14 protein-coding genes are annotated in these 16643 nt (G+C 67.8%); 7 read left to right on the top strand and 7 right to left on the bottom strand.

What is annotated here, in order from left to right; genetic code table 11:
- Window positions 1-12 precede the first annotated feature (12 nt).
- A complete protein-coding gene (locus ENSA7_RS37435) occupies window positions 13-576 on the top strand; it encodes a hypothetical protein (protein ID WP_106094216.1) in 564 nt (187 codons plus the stop codon).
- 181 nt (window positions 577-757) lie between these two features.
- On the opposite strand, the gene ENSA7_RS37430 is transcribed toward ENSA7_RS37435, so the two are convergent.
- From ENSA7_RS37430 to ENSA7_RS37415, 4 genes are all read right to left on the bottom strand, one after another.
- A complete protein-coding gene (locus ENSA7_RS37430; RefSeq protein WP_106094215.1) occupies window positions 758-1372 on the bottom strand; it encodes a thioredoxin-like domain-containing protein in 615 nt (204 codons plus the stop codon).
- 72 nt (window positions 1373-1444) lie between these two features.
- Entirely contained in the window at window positions 1445-4000 is a 2556-nt protein-coding gene (locus ENSA7_RS37425; RefSeq protein WP_181234485.1) for a penicillin acylase family protein, read from the bottom strand.
- Between the two features lie 91 nt (window positions 4001-4091).
- Window positions 4092-4694, bottom strand: coding sequence for a sigma-70 family RNA polymerase sigma factor (locus ENSA7_RS37420; protein ID WP_146158587.1), 603 nt, complete (start codon window positions 4692-4694; stop codon window positions 4092-4094).
- An 8-nt stretch (window positions 4695-4702) separates the two neighbouring features.
- Complete coding sequence (locus ENSA7_RS37415; RefSeq protein WP_146158586.1) at window positions 4703-5215, bottom strand: ArsI/CadI family heavy metal resistance metalloenzyme; 513 nt, start codon at window positions 5213-5215, stop codon at window positions 4703-4705.
- A gap of 125 nt (window positions 5216-5340) precedes the next feature.
- Here ENSA7_RS37415 and ENSA7_RS37410 point away from each other — a divergent pair, with 125 nt between their 5' ends.
- The 5 genes from ENSA7_RS37410 (at window position 5341) to ENSA7_RS37395 (ending at window position 10110) form a co-directional block, all read left to right on the top strand.
- Complete coding sequence (locus ENSA7_RS37410; RefSeq protein WP_106094211.1) at window positions 5341-6291, top strand: aldo/keto reductase; 951 nt, start codon at window positions 5341-5343, stop codon at window positions 6289-6291.
- A 43-nt stretch (window positions 6292-6334) separates the two neighbouring features.
- Entirely contained in the window at window positions 6335-7252 is a 918-nt protein-coding gene (locus tag ENSA7_RS37405) for a class I SAM-dependent methyltransferase (protein ID WP_106094210.1), read from the top strand.
- Window positions 7253-7257: 5 nt separating this feature from the next.
- Window positions 7258-8628, top strand: a complete 1371-nt coding sequence (locus ENSA7_RS37400; protein WP_146158585.1) for a hypothetical protein — start codon at window positions 7258-7260, stop codon at window positions 8626-8628.
- A gap of 100 nt (window positions 8629-8728) precedes the next feature.
- A complete protein-coding gene (locus ENSA7_RS44625; protein ID WP_181234484.1) occupies window positions 8729-9238 on the top strand; it encodes a hypothetical protein in 510 nt (169 codons plus the stop codon).
- An 89-nt stretch (window positions 9239-9327) separates the two neighbouring features.
- Window positions 9328-10110, top strand: a complete 783-nt coding sequence (locus tag ENSA7_RS37395; protein WP_181234483.1) for an STAS domain-containing protein — start codon at window positions 9328-9330, stop codon at window positions 10108-10110.
- A gap of 1 nt (window position 10111) precedes the next feature.
- Here the strand turns inward: ENSA7_RS37395 and ENSA7_RS37390 are convergent, their stop codons facing one another.
- Genes ENSA7_RS37390 through xdhA form a run of 3 tightly spaced genes read right to left on the bottom strand, consistent with a single transcriptional unit; the run spans window position 10112 to window position 15657 of the window.
- Window positions 10112-11821 carry a tetratricopeptide repeat protein gene (locus ENSA7_RS37390; protein ID WP_106094207.1) on the bottom strand — a complete coding sequence of 570 codons (1710 nt, stop codon included), beginning with the start codon at window positions 11819-11821 and terminating at the stop codon, window positions 10112-10114.
- A 45-nt stretch (window positions 11822-11866) separates the two neighbouring features.
- Window positions 11867-14188, bottom strand: coding sequence for a xanthine dehydrogenase molybdopterin binding subunit (xdhB, locus tag ENSA7_RS37385; protein ID WP_106094206.1), 2322 nt, complete (start codon window positions 14186-14188; stop codon window positions 11867-11869).
- Entirely contained in the window at window positions 14185-15657 is a 1473-nt protein-coding gene (gene xdhA / locus ENSA7_RS37380; protein WP_106094205.1) for a xanthine dehydrogenase small subunit, read from the bottom strand. The genes xdhB and xdhA overlap by 4 nt, the downstream gene beginning before the upstream one ends.
- A gap of 145 nt (window positions 15658-15802) precedes the next feature.
- Between xdhA and ENSA7_RS37375 the strand changes: the two genes are divergently transcribed.
- On the top strand, window positions 15803-16642 hold the full coding sequence (locus tag ENSA7_RS37375; protein WP_181234482.1) for an extensin-like domain-containing protein: 840 nt from the start codon (window positions 15803-15805) through the stop codon (window positions 16640-16642).
- Window position 16643: the final 1 nt, after the last annotated feature.

Below are 16643 nucleotides of genomic sequence, written 5' to 3'. Positions count from 1 at the left end.
TGTAGTGAGGCCATGGACGACCACGGGCACGACGAGGACCGACCTCCCCTGTACCCGAGCGCCCGCAGCTCGGCGCGCATGGGTCTCGGCCAAGCCGACGTGATCGCCCCCGGCCTGATCCACTGTCGCCTCGCGGGTCACGTCCGACCCGAGCACATCCAGCCAGTGCTCGACGCGGGCGCCGATCAGATCAAGGCCGGCTTCCGGGTCCTGATCGTCATCGACGCCGATGACGTCCACGCCTGGAAGAGCGAGGTCCGCAAGATCTTTCAAGCGTGGCTGGTCGACAACGCCAGCTGCGTCGAGAAGGCCTGGGTCATGTACCGCTCGCCGGTCGTCAAGATGGGCTTGAGCCTGATGAACGCGGAGACCAACGGGCTGGTGATCGGCTTCGAAGATCCCGACTCGTTTGATGAGGCCGTCGCCGCCGCGACCCGTCGCGCACGGGCTGGCCACTCGAAGCTGTCCAACGAACCGGGCACCACGGAGGTGCAGCTGGCCAGCGAGGCCCAGGCCAGCCTGCGCCGCCTGCTGGGCGACCACGGCCTCGAGAAGATCGGCGTGCGCTCGATCTGACCGGCCTGCGGGGTTTTTAGAGCGCCGATCAGTTTGGAGTCGCGTCGTCAGGTGCGTCAGGGGCCGTTCCTGCCTAGGAGCGAGGCCGAAGCTGTATCCGGCATACTGCGAGCGCCGAGTCGACAACGGCAGGAGCGGCCCCAGATGTGCCTGGCGTCGTGAATTCAAACTGATTGGTGCTCTAGGGCACGTTCTCGGGCGCGTGGTTGTAGTGCTGGTCGACGAAGCAGACCAGCTCGTCGAGATCGGGCGTGTCGAACTCGTGCACCCAGTTCCACGAGGTCACGGCGAACCGAGGCGCGTCGAGCAGCGGATCTTCGGTCATCAAGATCCGGCTGTCGGGGCGCATGTCGAGGACCATGCGCAGGGTCTCGAGCTCGGCGTCGCAGCCTTCGGGGCAGTTGTAGAGCAGGATCAAGCCGCCGTGCTCCATGTTGTGCACCCAGTTGCCGCGCGGCACGGGGGTGTCGTGCTCGCCCCACTTTTCCCAGGTCGGGTAGTGGTCGCCCGAGTGCGGCGGGTTGTTGGTCCACGTGACCTCGCTGTCTTGCTCGACGTGGATGCCGCCCTCGCTGCAGAAGCCTTCGCCAATGATCTCCGGACAGGCCGCGACGGTGGTGGTCTCGGCGGTGTTGCACACGTCGCCGTCGCCGTCGCCGGTCGTGTCGTCGTCGGGAGCGGTCGACTGGGTGTTGCTGGACTGGCCAGTGTCCATCTGGGCGACGTCGTCGATGCACGCCAACGCGCAGCATGACAGGCCGACGAGGATCTGAGCTTGCAGGTTGGCTCGCAGCATGGCCGATCTTATAGCATCGAGACCACGGTTGATGCCCGGTTCACACCTGATTGGTGCTCTAGTTGCGCACCGCTACTCACCCGGCGACAGCGTGTAGCTGGACTGCGTGGCAGCCTCGACCTCGGCCCGGCGAAACGGCAGGGGCGTGTAGACACCGTTGGTCCAGTCGGCGAGGGTGTCGTCCCAGTGCGGCGAGCTTGGGTCAGCCGAGTTCCCGCGCGGGAAATTCACGGTGGCCTCGGGCGTGCCGTCCTCGGCGAAGGTCGTGACGATCCGAAAGATCGGACCGCTGTGCGAGTCGAACCGCTCCGCTGCTGCGCCGCTGGGGCCGGCGTAGAAGTTGGACGACGACACATTGAGCGTGTCCTCACCGCCGTTGGTGGCCGTCCAACCACCGTCGAGCTCGCCCCCGAAGGGGTTGTCGAACCGAGTGCCATGAATGGCGCCCCAGCTGTACCCGTCTGGATCGACGCCGCCGTAGGTCGCGTTGAGCCAGTCTGCGGTGCGGCGCAGGCCCTCTACGGCGATCCAGTCGCGACTGGTCTGCAGCAGGTTGTCGGTGGAATACTGGTGGAGCATGGCCAGCGCCGGGATCTTGATGATGTAGGGCGGCTCGGCCTCGAACACCAAGGTGTAGAGGAACGCGAGGTCGTCCTCGACCGCCTCCCAGGCCATGTTGTGCAGCCACGCGTGCCAGATCAGCGCGCCAGCCGAGTCGCGCTCCATGGTCTGATCCCAGCTCGCGAGCGCCGCGGCCAGGGTCTGAATGTCGTCGTTGCCCTCGAATTCGGCGAGGTCGGGGTTGGTGCCGACCTGCGCGGCGGCGTCGAGCACGATCGGCAACAGCACGTCCGACATGGTGCTGTGGGTGTCGAGCTGCAGCGCGATCATGTCTTGCTTGGTCACGCTGCCCTGCGCGGTCAGGCGCTCAAACTCGTCCTGTAGGCGCTTGGCCCGATGGCCGGCGGCGTAGAAGTAGCCATAATAAAATGGATCATTGGTGACGTCCCCGTCGAACGTGAACCCCCACGGGTCATTGTTGGCTGAAGCGATCCACCCGCGGCTGGCGGCGTGGCTGCGCGGGAGCTGCTCGGCCGGGAGGTAGCTGGTCCAATACGAGGAGGCGTTGTCACCGTCGATCACCACATAGGGAAGCGCGCCGTTGCTGAGGTCGCGATCGGGCACCTTGATCTGGACCCGATACGAGATCGCGTCGGCCGTGGCCGCGACGAAGTTGAAGCCGGCGACCTCCATGAGATCCACGCCGGCCTCCCAGGTCGGGATGTCAGTGGCCGCGGACATCCGCGCGAAGCAGGCTTCCTCGTTGGTGGCCGCGAACCCGGTCCAGTTGACCAACAGCTTGCGCCCGGAGGCCGAGACCGGCAGCGGGATCAGGCTGTCGGGCACGATCACGCCATAGCCCGGCACGTCCTGGACCTCGAGGATCACGGGCTCGCCACCAGCGACCTCGATCGGCTCCTCGCGGACGACCCAGTCGACATGATTATCGCCGGCCCACACACCCTCGCCCTCGACCCGCACGTCCCACAGATCCATGACGTCGGCGAAGTTGGTGGTCGCCGCCCAGTGCAGGCTGCGGTTGTGGCCGAGCTGCACGCCCATCGTGCCCGCGAACGAGAACCCGATCACGTCCTGGGTTCCGGTGCCCTCGTCGATGCTGTTGAGGTGCTGGGCGTACATCAACGAGGGGCTCTGCAGCGGCTGGTGGGGATCGTTGGCGATCATCGAGCGGCCCGAGTCGGTGTGCCGCCCGTCGATCGCCCAATTGTTGCTGCCGAATGGCCCGGCGCTGCCGATGTGGCCCAGCGCCCGGTGCAGGCGCTCGAGCGTCTCGCCGATCGCCGCGGGGGAGTAGGGGTCCATGGGCTGGGGCGGCCGCGCCTTGTGAAGGTGCGAGGGGCCGCTGTCGGGCTTGAAGCCCTGCGGGATCTCGTCTTCGGGCATGATCGCGACCGGGAACATCGGCTTGCCCAGCTCGAAGCTGTTCCAGGTCTCGGGCAAATTATTTCGCAGGATCGTGGCGAGCAGGTCGCGCTCGAGGCTGTTGGAGTTGCCCAGGTACATGAGCTTGCCAATTGCGTACTCGTCGTCGCGCTGCCACTGCTCGGGGGCGAAGCCGGCCTCGGCGAAGCCATAGGGCAGCGGCGCCTCGCCAGCGTTGACCTGGTCGACCCGGGCGTTGACGCCAGCCAGCCACGAGATGATGTAGTTGTAGACGTCGGGCGACTCCTCGCGCACGCGCTCGGCGTTGAGGTGACCCCAGTGGGTGAGGTTGAAGGTGCGCGAGATGATGTCCTGATCGACGAATGCCTCACCGAGCACCTCGGCCTGGCGACCGAGCGCGCGGCGACGCAACAGGTCCATCTCGAACAGGCGGTCGGTCGCCATTTGATAGCCCGAGGCGTAGGCGACGTCATTGTCAGTGGCACCATAGATATGCGGAATGCCGCGATCGTCAATGTGGATCTGGACCTCGGCCGTGAGCCCCGGGAATTCGTCGAACGGCTCGACCTGAGGTTCATCGCCCGTCTCACCCGTGCCCGTGTCTTGGTCTGCGCTGGTGTCGTCGCCCTTGCAGGCCGACAGCGCGAGGGGGAGCGAGAGCAAGGCGGGGAGCAGGGTCCTACGCAACACGCCATGGTCGTAGCAAGCTGGACCATCTCACGTCAATGCGTGGGTGTGCGGGGCTTCGAATCGGTCACTGCTTGGATTCGCCAGGGCCGCATGTCGCTGGCGTGCACCCGCACGGTGAAGCCGCGCGCGGGGTAAAGTCCGTCACGCGGCCGCGGGCGTCGAGCTCGACGGCACAGCAGGCGAGCAGATCGGCGTGGAGTCGCTCGCGACCGCGCTGGACCCGTGACTTGAGCGTGGAGTAGGGGAGGCCCAGCGCGACGGCGGCCTCGCGCTGCGACAGCCCGCGCAGCTCGGTCAGCTCGAGGGCCTCGCGGTACTGAGCCGGCAGCTTGTCGATCTGCGATCGCAGCCAGGAGCCGAGCACCTGTGGCGCGTCACTGTTGGCTTCTGGGGGCGACTCCGCGAGCTCCGGCAGCGGCTCGGACGGACGCGCGCGCCGGTAGTGATCGACGAGCACGTTGCGAGCGATCCGGTAGGCCCACGCATCCAGACGATCCTCTGTGCGCAGCTGCTCGCGGCGCTCGTGCATTCGCAGCAAGACGTCCTGGACCAGGTCCGCGCGCAGCTGCTCGTCGGCGATCCGAGGGCGCAAAAAGCGATGCACGACCTGGTCCAGGCGCCGCCACTGCGCGCTGGGATCTTGGGTGGTGGGCTCTCCCGGCGTCATCGACTCGTTCACTCACAACAGGTTGGCGCGCAGCAGCTGGGCTCGGGCTCGGGCTCGGGCTCGGCCTGCTCGGCGGTCGGCGGAGCATTGAGCGCGGGCTGACTGTGCTCGGCGATGTCGGCCTGGGTGACCACGAAGACCTCCCATTGGTTGCCGTCGGGATCGGCGAACCACACCTTGTCTTGCACGGCGAAGCAGCAGCCGACGCCCTCTTCAGTGCGACCGTCGAAGTTTGCGCGCGCCATCGCTTGGCGCCGCTCGAGCACCTGCGCGGTCGACTTGACCTGGATCCCGAAGTGCGCGGGGGTGGTCTGTCGAGGTGGATCGGGGCTGTAGTTGAGGGTCAGGTTCAGCGGCGGCTCGAGGACCTCGAATTTCACGTATCCGTCGCGGACCTTGGTGGGCTCGAGCTCGAGCAGCTGCTCGTAGAACGCCCGGGATTGCGCGATGTCACTGCAGGCCAGCGCGATGTGTGCGCGCATCTGGGTGGGGAAGTGGACGGCGGTGGTTCGGTGTTCCATGGTCTGGCTGACGCAGTCGCGTCCGGACGGACGCAAAAAAAACTTGGCGGCGCGGTCGGCCCCAGCGTACTGGACCGCTGGTCGGCGGCGAAGCCCCTTTTCGGCGACAAGGTACACTCGCCGCGATGGATCACCTCGAGCTCCAAAACGGCGACGCGATGCCGACCCTCGGCCTGGGCACCTGGAAGTCGGCGCCCGGAGAGGTCGGCGCCGCGGTGAAGGCCGCGATCAGCCTGGGCTACCGTCACATCGACTGCGCGGCGATCTACGCCAACGAGGCGGAGATCGGGCAGGCGCTCGCGGACTGCTTCGCGGCCGGGATCGTGACGCGCGATCAGCTCTGGATCACCTCGAAGCTGTGGAACGACAGCCACGCGCCGGAGCACGTCATGCCCGCGCTGGACAAGACCCTCGCGGATCTGCGCCTCGACTATCTCGACGCCTACCTGATCCACTGGCCTGTGTGCATCGCCCACGGTCTGCTGTACCCGCGGCAGCCCAGCGATCTGATCAGGCTCGAGGAGCTCCCGATCGCGGCGACGTGGACCGGCCTCGAGCGCTGCGTCGACGCGGGGAAGTGTCGTCACATCGGGGTCTCGAACTTCAGCGTCTCCAAGCTCGCGGGGCTGCTCGATGAGTGCGAGCGCAAGCCGGCGATCAACCAGGTCGAGCTGCATCCGTACCTGCAGCAGGACGGGCTCGTCGAGTTCTGCGCCGCCAACGGCGTGCACGTCACGGGGTACTCGCCGCTGGGCTCGCTCGATCGTCCGGCGGCGCTCAAGCAAGACGACGAGCCAATCTTGCTTCGTGACCCCGGGATCGCCGAGATCGCCGCCAGGGTCGGCGCCACGCCAGCGCAGGTGCTGCTCGCGTGGGGGCTCGCCCGTGGGACCAGCGTGATCCCAAAGTCGGTCAACCCCGCGCGTCTCGCCGAGAACCTCGCCGCGGTCCAGGTCGCGCTGTCCGACGATGACATCCAGGTGATCGCCAAGCTCGATCGCGGTCGTCGCTACGTCGACGGCGAGTACTGGGCCAGCGTGGGCGGGCCGTATACGGCGGCTGGCATCTGGTCCTGACCGCGCTCGCGCGAGCGGACCGTGGCTGGCTATACTCCTGCCAATGTCGGCGAGCAGCACCGCGCGAAGCTCTGACCAAGTCGGCGACCAGGTCGGCGACCAGGACTATGGCAAGATCGGTCCGACCGCCCACGTCACCGCCTACGCCTGGTATCAGCTCGGTCTGCCCTACAGCCACCTGTTCACGACTCGCGAGGGCGCGGCGATGTACTGGATCTTTCGCGGCGCGACCGAGCCGGCGATCCGGGCGTTCAAGCTCCCCTCGCTGCTCGACTACCTCGAGTTTCGCCACCGCATGCTCGACACCCAGCTCGACGCGATGGCCCCCGATCGGATCATCGAGCTCGGCGCGGGGCTCTCGCATCGCGGGGTGACGTGGGCGCTCGATCACGGCGTTCGCTACACGGAGATCGATCTGCCGCACATGAGCGCGGCCAAGCGCGGCATGTTCGACACGGCGCCCGGGCGGGTCCGCCTGGCGCTGCGAGACGACGCGCTCGAGCTGCGCAGCACCAACATCCTCGCGCCCGGCTTCGCAGACGAGCTGGCGGAGCTGGTCGCGGGCGCGGAGCGTCCGGTCGTGATCAGCGAAGGGATGATCGACTACTTCGCGCAGTCCGACCGCGAGGCGCTGCTGCACAACATCGCGTCGGGGTTTCGCAAGGCAGGCGTGCTCGGGCACTACCTCACGGACCTTCAGCGGGGTGATCGCGAGCGCAAGGTCGGGACCGCGGCCAAGGTCATGCGTCAGGCGATCAAGCTGGCGACCCGGGGCCAGGCGGTGGCCAAGCCGTTTCGCAACCTCGACCACGTCGATCGGGTGTTCGCGCTGGCGGGCTTCGACTCGGGCGTCGAGCTCTCGCCCAAGCTGCTCGCCCAGCTCGAGCCCCGGCTGCTGCGCCTGCGCTCACCCACCACGATCTGGCTGGCCGGCGTCGACGGCCGCGCCGACCAAGCTTGACGTTCATGCACGTCGCTCTCGAGACCGGTCGCGCGCTCGCTTGCCTCGGGACTTTGGCGTCGCTGTGTGCGACCGCGTGCTCCGAGCGGCCGACGCCCGATCCCAGCTCGACCGCGAGCGCGCCGCCAGCGATCGCGCTCGACGACGATCCCCACGCGTACATCACCAGCGCCGCGTACCGGCGAGGGATCCTCGAGCGGGACCTCGTCGACCCCGAGCCGATCTACGCGCGCGTGCGGCTGCGTCACTACTCCCTGGATCACGCGCGCGGCTGGGACCGGGCGCCGATCACCGATTGGTCCACGCTGCCGCTCACGCGTGAGCAGGCCGCCCAGATCGCCGAGACCAAGCGCCTGCCCCGAGTCGAGTTTGGCGCGACGCTCGGGGCGGGCTTTGGCACGGAGCAGGCGCCGACGGGCCTGCCCGAGACTCGTGAAGCCTGGATCGCGCTCGGCGAGCGGGTGTTCTTCGAGTACCCGATGGGCGTCGCGCCCGTGCTCGGGCGGGCGCTGCGAGACGGCGTCGACCTGCGTGACTATGGTGTGCTCGAGGGCGTGCTCGAGCACGAGGGCGCCTATGTGGGGGTGCGTCTGGCCGAGCACGAGGGCCACACGCGAATCGTCACGACCTGCGCCAGCTGTCACGCGTCACGGGGCGCCGACGGGGTCGTGAGCGGGATTCGTGCCAACCGCGAGTTCGACCTGGCGCGCCTCCGGCTCGAGCACGGGGGCGCACATGAGGCCCAGCTCGTCGACGCCACTCGCGCGGAGGATCTACACAAGCTCGGGCCCGGGCGCAGCGACGTGCAACACGACGACGTGTTCAACCCCTACGCGTTCCCCGACTTCGGTGGAATCGTGGATATGCCGTATCTGCACCACACGGCCAATTGGTATCACCGCGGGGTTGCGAGCCTGGCGATCCGCGTGGAGACCGTGTTCATGACACACGGCCGGGCCAGCGCTCGGCCGCCGCGGGTGTTGATGTGGGCGCTCGCCGAGTACCTGCGTTCACTACCCCCGCCGCCCCCGGTCGCGCAGCCCAGCGCACAGAGCGAGCTTGGTCGGCAGGTGTTCATGGCCGAGGGCTGTGACACTTGCCACACGCCGCCCCTGTACACATCGGAGCTGCGGGTCAGCCTCGACGAGATGGGCACCGATCGATCGGCGGGTGACAGCCCGTTGCGGGGGACGGGGTACTGGCGAGTGCCGAGCTTGCGCGGGGTCGGGGGAAACGCGCCATATCTGCATCATGGCGCGTTTGCGACATTGGAGCAGATGTTCGATCCTGCTCGGTCTGAGCCTGGGCACCGATACGCGTTGGATCTGCAGCCGAACGAGCGTGCTCAATTGCTGGCGTTTCTACACACAATCTGATCGCGCACAGCCGCGCACCCACGGCGGCTGCCTGTAGACAAGTACCGGCAGTGCGCGGTAGACTGCGAGCAATCCGCCGTGCGCGGAAGTCGAGATCCCGATGAACGCGGAGAAACCCGAGTACTACGGCGCGGCCCTCAATTCGTTCGTGCTCGCGTTCGGTGAGTCGGACCACATCGTGCAAAAGATCCTCGCCGACGCGGGGATCGACCGAATCGAGCCCGATCGCTGGTACGACTATGATTGGTCAATCGGGATCTATGAGCGTATCGCCGCAGAGGTCGGACCTGCCGCGGTCGCCGCGGTCGGGCGCCAGATGATCGAGGCGGCCGTGTTCCCCCCGGGCATCGACAGCGTACAGACCGTGCTGATGAGCCTGGGGCCGGCGTTCAGGCTCAACGCGCGGGGCCCGGTCGGCGACATCTTCTGCACGATCGAGGACGAGCACAGCGCCACGGTCGTGCGTACGCAGCGGGGTCCATGCGCGCTCAACATCGGAATCATCGCGGGCAGCTGCGCCCGGTATGGCGCGAAGGCGCTGATCGAGCACGCCCCCGGCGAATGCCAGGATCAGGGCGCACCAACCTGCACGTACCATGTTTCATGGTAGTAAGAGGCCATATGTCGGAGTGGCTCGATAGCTCGCGCGCGCACATGACGGAGGCTCTGGGCCAGCGTCTGTCTGCGAGGGCGAGCAGCGTGTTCAAGCTCATTGGCGCGCAGGCCAGCCGCGACCACGTGAAGAGCTGCCTCGACGCGCTGCGCGAGGACCTTCAGACGGGCAAGCACGAGGCCCAGCGCGAGGCCGTCCAGAAGCTCGTCGAGGACCTCACAGCGAGGGGCCTGAGCTTCTCGGATCTGCGTTTTTACGTGACCTCGCTGCGGACGGCGGTGCTCGAAGCGGCCGCGGGCGCCGACGTGCGACAGCAGCTCGACGCATGGTTCTTCGACTTCGTGATGGTGTGCGCGATGCAGTTCGTCGTCCATCGTGACGAGCAGCTCGAGCACCAGTCAGCCAAGCGCGAGGTTCAGCACCTCGAGTCGCAGCTCGTCGAATTGCAGCTCGCCATGGCCGAGAAGACCAACCTGCTCGAGCAGATTCGCCAGGTGTCCACTCCGGTGGTCCCGGTCGTCGAGGGGATCCTGGTCGTGCCGCTGGTCGGCGTGTTCGACAGCGTACGCGCCGAGCTGCTGACCGAGAGACTGCTGCATGAGGTCGCGCAGACCAAGGCGCGATCCGTGATTCTGGACATCTCCGGGGTGCCAGTGGTCGACAACGAGGCCGCGCAATTGATCCTCCGCCTGGCACGCGCGGTCGGCCTGCTCGGCGCGGAGCTGAGCCTGGTTGGTGTGGCCCCGGCGACCGCCCGCACGATCGTGGATCTCGGGCTCGAGCTCAACGGGCTGAAGGCCATGCGCACGCTGAAAGACGGCCTGGCGCAGGCGCTCGCGCGGCGGCGTCTACGGATCGCGCCGTTCTAGTCTAGTTCTCTCCCGGATCCGCGAGCAGCCCGGTTGTGGTCATGCGCGTGTCCGCATAGACAGATTGACCGAACAGCTCCACGGTCGCCGGGTAGCGCCGCGGGTCGAGCTCGGCCGCGAAGGTCTCGCACATGCGCGAGGTCGGCGTAAAGAATTGAGACTCGGTCGAGCGCGCGACGCAGTACTCCCAGGCGGCCAGCGCTTGGTCCACGATCGGCTGGGCGTGGTCGCTGAGGGCCTTGCAGTAGGCTTGGACCTGTACCTCGCCCTGCAGGCTGCGGGGCGGCGCGGCGCGAAGTAGCTGATCACCGAAGCTCTGATACGCGAGGCCGACGCGACCGGCGGCCGTGATCATCCAGTACGGGCTGCTGGTGGCCCTGACCTCACCGTAGCGTTTCTCGAGCTCCCGCAGCAGCCCGAGCTTGCTCGTGAGGTACGCGCGGAGTCGCTTGATGGACTCTCGGTAGCGATCGACCTGTTCCTTGTACTTGCGCTCCCACTCCATGACGCCCGAGTCCCGCAGCTGCCTGTCGGTGTAGAAGTCGAGGTCATCGGGAAACGTGATGGCGAGCAGCTCCTCGTACTTTTGATCTGCGCGGTAGACCATGGCCATGCCCCAGGCGTCGCCGAAGCCGTCGAGGCGTCGGGCGTCGTGCTCGGGCATCGCCCGGATGGCGTCGTTGACCAGGCGCATGAGCTCGTCGATCCGTTGCTGCGCGCTCGCGGCGAGCTTGGCGTCGCGGCGGTGAACGGTGATGAGCCCATGATTGGGTGAGCCACACCGAGCCGGCCGGCGGTAGCGGGTTCGCCTGTCGGGCTTGCCGCTTTGCTCCGCCAGCGCAGCCCTGACCCGGGCGGCGTCGGCCGCAGCGATCCCGGGAGTGCTCGGTCGCGCCGGCTCGCGCTCGATGCTGATGCAGGTGTCGAGCAGCAGGGGTTCCCGGCAGGATTGACGCCAGTCGATCTGGGCGACGACGGCGTGCGCGACGACCAGGCGATCGAGCCCGCCCGCCTGGTCGTAGCGGGCGATGTAGTCGAGCGCGTGCTTACGCTGGGCCTTCACCGAGTCGAGCAGGTCACGCCGGGACCAGAAGATCGGCGCGGCCTGCTTGTCGCTGCTCCGCGAATACAGGCGCTCGTAGTCGGCGAGGTCGCGCATGGCTTGGTCGCGCTGACTGAGGCCAACTCGAAACAGGTAGGCGTTCTGGAGCGCCGCCGGGGTCTGCTCGTGTTTGGCGTAGCGCTTGGCGAACTGCTCGAGGCGCGTCGCTGCGTGCTCGTACTCGGCGATCGAAGCGTAGGTCCCGGCGAGCTCGAGCAGCGTGGACTCGGCGTGAGCGCTCTCGGGGTAGCGGTCCAGCAAGGTGGTCCAGATCTGAATGGCCTGACCGGCCATGCCCGCGGCGAGCGAGCAGTCGGCGGCGCGCGACAGCAGGGTGTCGGCGTGGGCGTGATCCTGGACGTCGTTGTAGACCTCGAGGTAGGTCATCGCGCAGATCTCGAAGCCCTGTGGGTCGGCCCCCGGCTCCCCGCGCAGGTCGGCGAGGCCGGCCTCGCGAGCGGCGGCCGCCCGCGCCTCACGATCGTCGAGCTGGTGGTCGATTGGGTCATCAAACTGGTCATCAATTTGGGGCTCTTGGCCGCGCGCGAGCGTGGGCGTACAGAGCAGCGCGACGGCCAGTGAAATTTGTAAGAGCGACGGTGAGCGCATCTGTGCCTGCGTGCAACGTGAACCCAGCGTGTTCGACTTGCGAAATTATTCCGCGGCCGCCCGCTCGGCCGCGCGCTCACGCGCCGCCTCGATCGCCCAGTACACTGCCTCGGGGGTGCTCGGGCACGCCAGCTCGATCGCGCCCTGCTGGCCAAACCCCGCGACCGCGGCCCGCAGCGCCTCGCGGACCGAGATCGCCAGCATCAACGGCGGCTCCCCGACGGCTTTGCTACCCTTGACCACGCTGGGCTCGGTCGCCATCGGCAGCAGCTCCACGTTGAACGCCTCGGGGCACTCGCCCAGGGTCGGCAGCTTGTAGGTCGAGGCCCCGCGCGTGGCGAGCCGGCCGTCGTCGCTCCACACCAATTGCTCGGAGGTCAGCCAGCCCAGCCCCTGCATGAACCCGCCCTCGATCTGGCCCATGTCCACCAGCGGCGAGATCGAGTCGCCGACGTCATGCAGAATGTCGACCCGGCGGATCTCGAATTGTCCGGTGAACCCGTCGACCTGCACCTCGGTGACCGCGGCGCCATACGTGAAATAGTGAAACGGCTTCCCGCGCCCGGTGGCCTCATTGTAGTGAATGTGCGGCGTGCGATAGTAGCCAGTCGCAAACAACGCGACCCGCTGCAGGTACGCGCGCCCGACCAATTCGGCGAAGCTGAGCCCGGCCGTTGGATCGTCGCGCTGCCAGAACGGTCGCACCCGGCCACCCGCGAATTCCAGGTCATCGGGCGGGATCCCCAGCTCGCGCCCGGCGACCTCGGCCAGTCGCTCGCGGATCTGCGCGCACGCGTGCTCGACCGCGGCGCCGTTTAGATCCGAGCCGCTCGACGCCGCGGTCGCCGAGGTGTTGGGCACCTTGTCGGTTCGGGTTGGCATCAGCCGCACGACCTCGAGCGGGACCCCGAGCGCGTCGGCGGCGATCTGCAACATCTTGGTGTGCAGACCCTGGCCCATCTCGGTGCCGCCGTGATTGACCTGAATCGAGCCATCCGCGTAGACGAGCACCAGCGCCCCCGCTTGGTTCAAGAAGCTCGTCGTGAACGAGATCCCAAATCGAACCGGGGTGATCGCCAGGCCGCGCTTTTCGTGGGTGCTGGCGGCGTTGAACGCCTCAGTGGCGGCCCAGCGGTTGGCGAAGTCGGAGGTCTGCGTCAGCGAATTCCAGATTTGCTCGATGCGCCCGGCGTCGCGCACCAATTGGCCATAGTGGGTATGGTCGCCCTCGCGATAAAAATTGAGCGCCCGAACCTCGTGCGGGGGCCGGCCGACCGCCCGCGCCACGCGATCGACGATGTCCTCGATCGCGACCATGCCCTGCGGCCCCCCGAACCCACGAAAGGCCGTCTGCGAGGTCTTGTGGGTTCGCAGCACGCGACCGACCACGCGCAGGTTGGGGATCCGATAGCAGTTGTCGCAGTGAAACAGCGCGCGGAACATGATCGCCTTGGACAGATCGTGTGACCACCCGCCGTCGCTGTAGAGCTGCAGGTCCATGGCCAGGATCCGGCCGTCGTCGTCGTGGCCCACGTCAAACCGGGCCAGAAACGGATGCCGCTTGCCGGTCAGCGCCATGTCGAGCTGACGATCGAGGCGGACCCGGACCGGGCGGCCGGTCGCGTGGGCGCCGACCGCTGCGATCGCAGCATAGGGGTTGGCCTGCACCTCTTTCCCGCCAAACGCCCCGCCCATGCGCAGCGACTGACAGGTGACCCGATTGCGCGGGATCCCGAGCACCCGCGCGACGATGATCTGGGTCTCGGTCGGGTGCTGGGTCGAGCTATGGACAACGACCTCGCCGGCCTCGTCCCAGGCTGCGATCGCGGCCTGGGTCTCGAGGTAAAAGTGCTCTTGCCCGCCAATGTGTAGCTCACCGCTGAGGGTTTGTGGCGCCGTGGTCAGGGCCTGCTGGGGCGCGCCCGCGATGATCGTGAGCGGCTCGGTGAGAAAGCTGCCCGCGGCGATCGCCTGCTCCATGGTGATGATCGCGGGCAGCTGCTCATACTCGACGACGACCGCGGCCGCGGCCTCGCGGGCGGCGTCCAGCGTCTCGGCGAGCACCCAGGCGACCGGTTGATTGTGAAACTGGATCTCGGTCGGGAACAGCGGCTCGTCGTGGTGGACGGCGCCGACCTCGTTCTGCCCGGGCACGTCTTGGCTGGTCAGGATCTTGACGACGCCAGGCATGCTCGCGGCCACGCCCGCGTTGATCGAGACGACGGTGGCGTGAGCGTGGGGCGAGAGCACGGGCCAGGCGTGCAGCGCGTTGGCGAACCGGTCGAGCAAGTCGTCGGTGTAGCGAGCCTCGCCGCTCGCATGGCCGGGGGCGCTCTCGTGGGGGATCGCTCGTCCGACGCTTGTCATGGCTGTGCTCCGTGGTGGGCGACGACCGGCGGTGGCTGGGGGCCGATCCGGCGGTTGTCCGTGGTCTCGTGAAAGAATTTTTCGAGCAGCCGCGCGCACATGGCCACCCGGTAGTCGGCGCTGCCGCGGTGGTCGCTCATCGGTGTGAACGCGGCGGTGACCAGCGCCGCCACGCTGGCGACGGTCTCGCGGGTCCACGTCCGGCCGATCAGCGCTCGCTCGGCGTCCAGGGCCCGGGCGGGCGTGGCCGCGACGCCACCGTAGGCCAGCCGCGCGCGGGTGATCTCGCCGCTGGCCTCATCGAGCTCGAGCGCGAACGCGGCCGCGACCGTGGAGATGTCGTCGAGCACCCGCTTGCTGACCTTGTAGAAGTGCGCGTGCGTGGGCCGCCGCACGGGAACATGGACGTGGGTGATCAGCTCGCCCGGCTCGAGCACGGTCTGGCGGTAGCCGGTAAAGAACGCCGCGAGCGGGACCACGCGTTGACCCGCGCGCGAGCGAAGCTCGAGGGAGGCGTCGAGCGCGAGCAGCACGGGCGGCGAGTCGCCGATCGGCGAGGCGTTGGCCAGGTTGCCGCCCAGCGTGGCGCGGTTGCGGATCAGCCGAGACGAGAACAGCGGAAACAGCTCGGCGAGCAGCGGGATCGCGTGATCGAGGTGGTGCTCGAGCGCGGACAGGCTGAGCGCTGCGCCGATCCGCGCGGTCTCGCCGTCGATCGTGAAGCTGCGCAGCTCGGCGACGGCCTCGAGCGAGATCAGCGTGGGCCAGCGCGCGTGTCGTTGGTTGATCTCCACGACCACGTCGGTGCCGCCCGCGATCAGCTTGGCCTGGGGGTGCTCGGCGAGCTGATCCAGCAGCTCGTCGAGCGAGGCCGGTCGCAGCAGCTGGCGCTGGCCCGGCGTCTGACCGGCGTGCGTGCGCAGCTGGGTGAGCCCGGCCAGGATCGGGGTTGGCTGGGCGAGCCGGGCGAGGAAGCGATCGTCGCTGGCGGGCGCGCCGAGGTCTCGCATCGCGTCGCGGATCGGCCGATACCCGGTGCAGCGACACAGGTTTCCCGCGATCGCCTCCGGGTCCCAGGCCGGGCGGTCGCGCCGGTAGTACTCGGAGAACATGCTGACCACGAAGCCGGGCGTGCAGTAGCCACACTGTGAGCCGCCGCGCTCGACCATCGCCGTCTGGACGGGGTGCAGCGCGTCGGGGCTGGGTCGAACGCCCTCCACGCTGATCAGCTCGCCGCCGAGCACCGAGCCCAACAGCGTCAGGCAGCTGTTCACGGGAATGTAGGCCGTCCGCTGGGCGTGGTCTTCACGGACGAGGGCGACTGCACACGCCCCGCACTCCCCCTCGGCGCAGCCCTCCTTGGTGCCGACCAGGCCGCGCTCGCGCAGGAAGTCGAGCACTGTCGTGTGTGGATCGAGGCGCGACTCGTCGATCTGCAGCGCGCGCCCGTTGACGATCAATTCGGCCACGCGAGGATCTTAGCGGATCTGGACCCGAGGGGGCACCGGTGGCGTGATCGCGCGATCGTATCGCGTGCGAAAATCCTCCCGGGTGAGCAGATCATGGCGGGGGGGTGGCACGTTGGCGTCCCGGATGGGTACGATCCAGCCTGGGATGACACGCCTCACTTGTCTGGCGCTGATCTTCGCGCCGATGTTCGGTCTGGGTGCTTGCGACGCGACGTCGACCCAGGCGCCGCGGGACGCCAGTCCGATCACCCCAGCCAGCGGGGCCGACAGCGAGGAGCCCGCGGTGGCCGAGCCCGTGGTCGAGCCGGAGCCTGAACCGGAGCCGGAGCCTGAACCGGAGCCCGAGCCCGAGCTTCTGTCGTGGGGCCACGCGGATCTCGATCCCGACAACGACAACGTGCTGGGCCCGCCCGAGCCGCTGCCAGACTGCGAGGCGCGACTCGAGGCCGCCGGAGTCAGCTTCAAGCCCGCGCGGATCGGCGTCGGCAAGAAGGTCGATGGGGTCTACACCTGCGGGGCCCACCAGGTCGTTCGCGTCAAGCGAGGGCCGGGCAACATCGCCTACAACAACAATCCGCTGCTGACCTGCACGATGGCCCTGGCGCTGGCCGACTTCGAGCGCGTCGCCCAGGAAGAGGCCGAGCGCCTGGTCGGCTCGCGGATCAAGAGCATCGAGCACATGGGCACCTTCAATTGCCGCGAGATGGTCAACTATGATCTTCTGAGCGAGCACAGCTTCGCCAACGGGATCGATCTGAAGAAATTCGTGTTTGCGAACGGCGAGACCGCGACGGTGCTCGACGACTTCAAGCCCACGCTGAACGACCCCGAGGATCCGACCACCCAGTTCTTGCGTAGCCTGGCGAATCGGCTGTACGACGAGCAGGTGTTCTCGGTCGTGGTCACGCCCTATTTCGACAACCTGCATCGCAACCATATCCACGTGGATCTGGCGCGCTACCGAGTCGACGGGAGCCGGCCGTAGC

The organism is Enhygromyxa salina, assembly GCF_002994635.1.
Taxonomy (GTDB): Bacteria; Myxococcota_A; Polyangia; order Nannocystales; family Nannocystaceae; genus Plesiocystis; species Plesiocystis salina_B.
The sequence above is the reverse complement of the archived record's forward strand: the minus strand, read 5'-3'. Positions and strand labels throughout refer to the sequence as shown.

What these genes read in the sequence shown, in the direction of transcription:
- ENSA7_RS37435 (WP_106094216.1), top strand. Translation starts at nt 13, where the DNA reads ATGGACGACCACGGGCACGACGAGGACCGACCTCCCCTGTACCCGAGC.
- ENSA7_RS37430 (WP_106094215.1), bottom strand. Translation starts at nt 1,372, where the DNA reads ATGCTGCGAGCCAACCTGCAAGCTCAGATCCTCGTCGGCCTGTCATGC.
- ENSA7_RS37420 (WP_146158587.1), bottom strand. Translation starts at nt 4,694, where the DNA reads ATGACGCCGGGAGAGCCCACCACCCAAGATCCCAGCGCGCAGTGGCGG.
- ENSA7_RS37415 (WP_146158586.1), bottom strand. Translation starts at nt 5,215, where the DNA reads ATGGAACACCGAACCACCGCCGTCCACTTCCCCACCCAGATGCGCGCA.
- ENSA7_RS37410 (WP_106094211.1), top strand. Translation starts at nt 5,341, where the DNA reads ATGGATCACCTCGAGCTCCAAAACGGCGACGCGATGCCGACCCTCGGC.
- ENSA7_RS37405 (WP_106094210.1), top strand. Translation starts at nt 6,335, where the DNA reads ATGTCGGCGAGCAGCACCGCGCGAAGCTCTGACCAAGTCGGCGACCAG.
- ENSA7_RS37400 (WP_146158585.1), top strand. Translation starts at nt 7,258, where the DNA reads ATGCACGTCGCTCTCGAGACCGGTCGCGCGCTCGCTTGCCTCGGGACT.
- ENSA7_RS44625 (WP_181234484.1), top strand. Translation starts at nt 8,729, where the DNA reads ATGAACGCGGAGAAACCCGAGTACTACGGCGCGGCCCTCAATTCGTTC.
- ENSA7_RS37390 (WP_106094207.1), bottom strand. Translation starts at nt 11,821, where the DNA reads ATGCGCTCACCGTCGCTCTTACAAATTTCACTGGCCGTCGCGCTGCTC.
- xdhB (WP_106094206.1), bottom strand. Translation starts at nt 14,188, where the DNA reads ATGACAAGCGTCGGACGAGCGATCCCCCACGAGAGCGCCCCCGGCCAT.
- ENSA7_RS37375 (WP_181234482.1), top strand. Translation starts at nt 15,803, where the DNA reads ATGACACGCCTCACTTGTCTGGCGCTGATCTTCGCGCCGATGTTCGGT.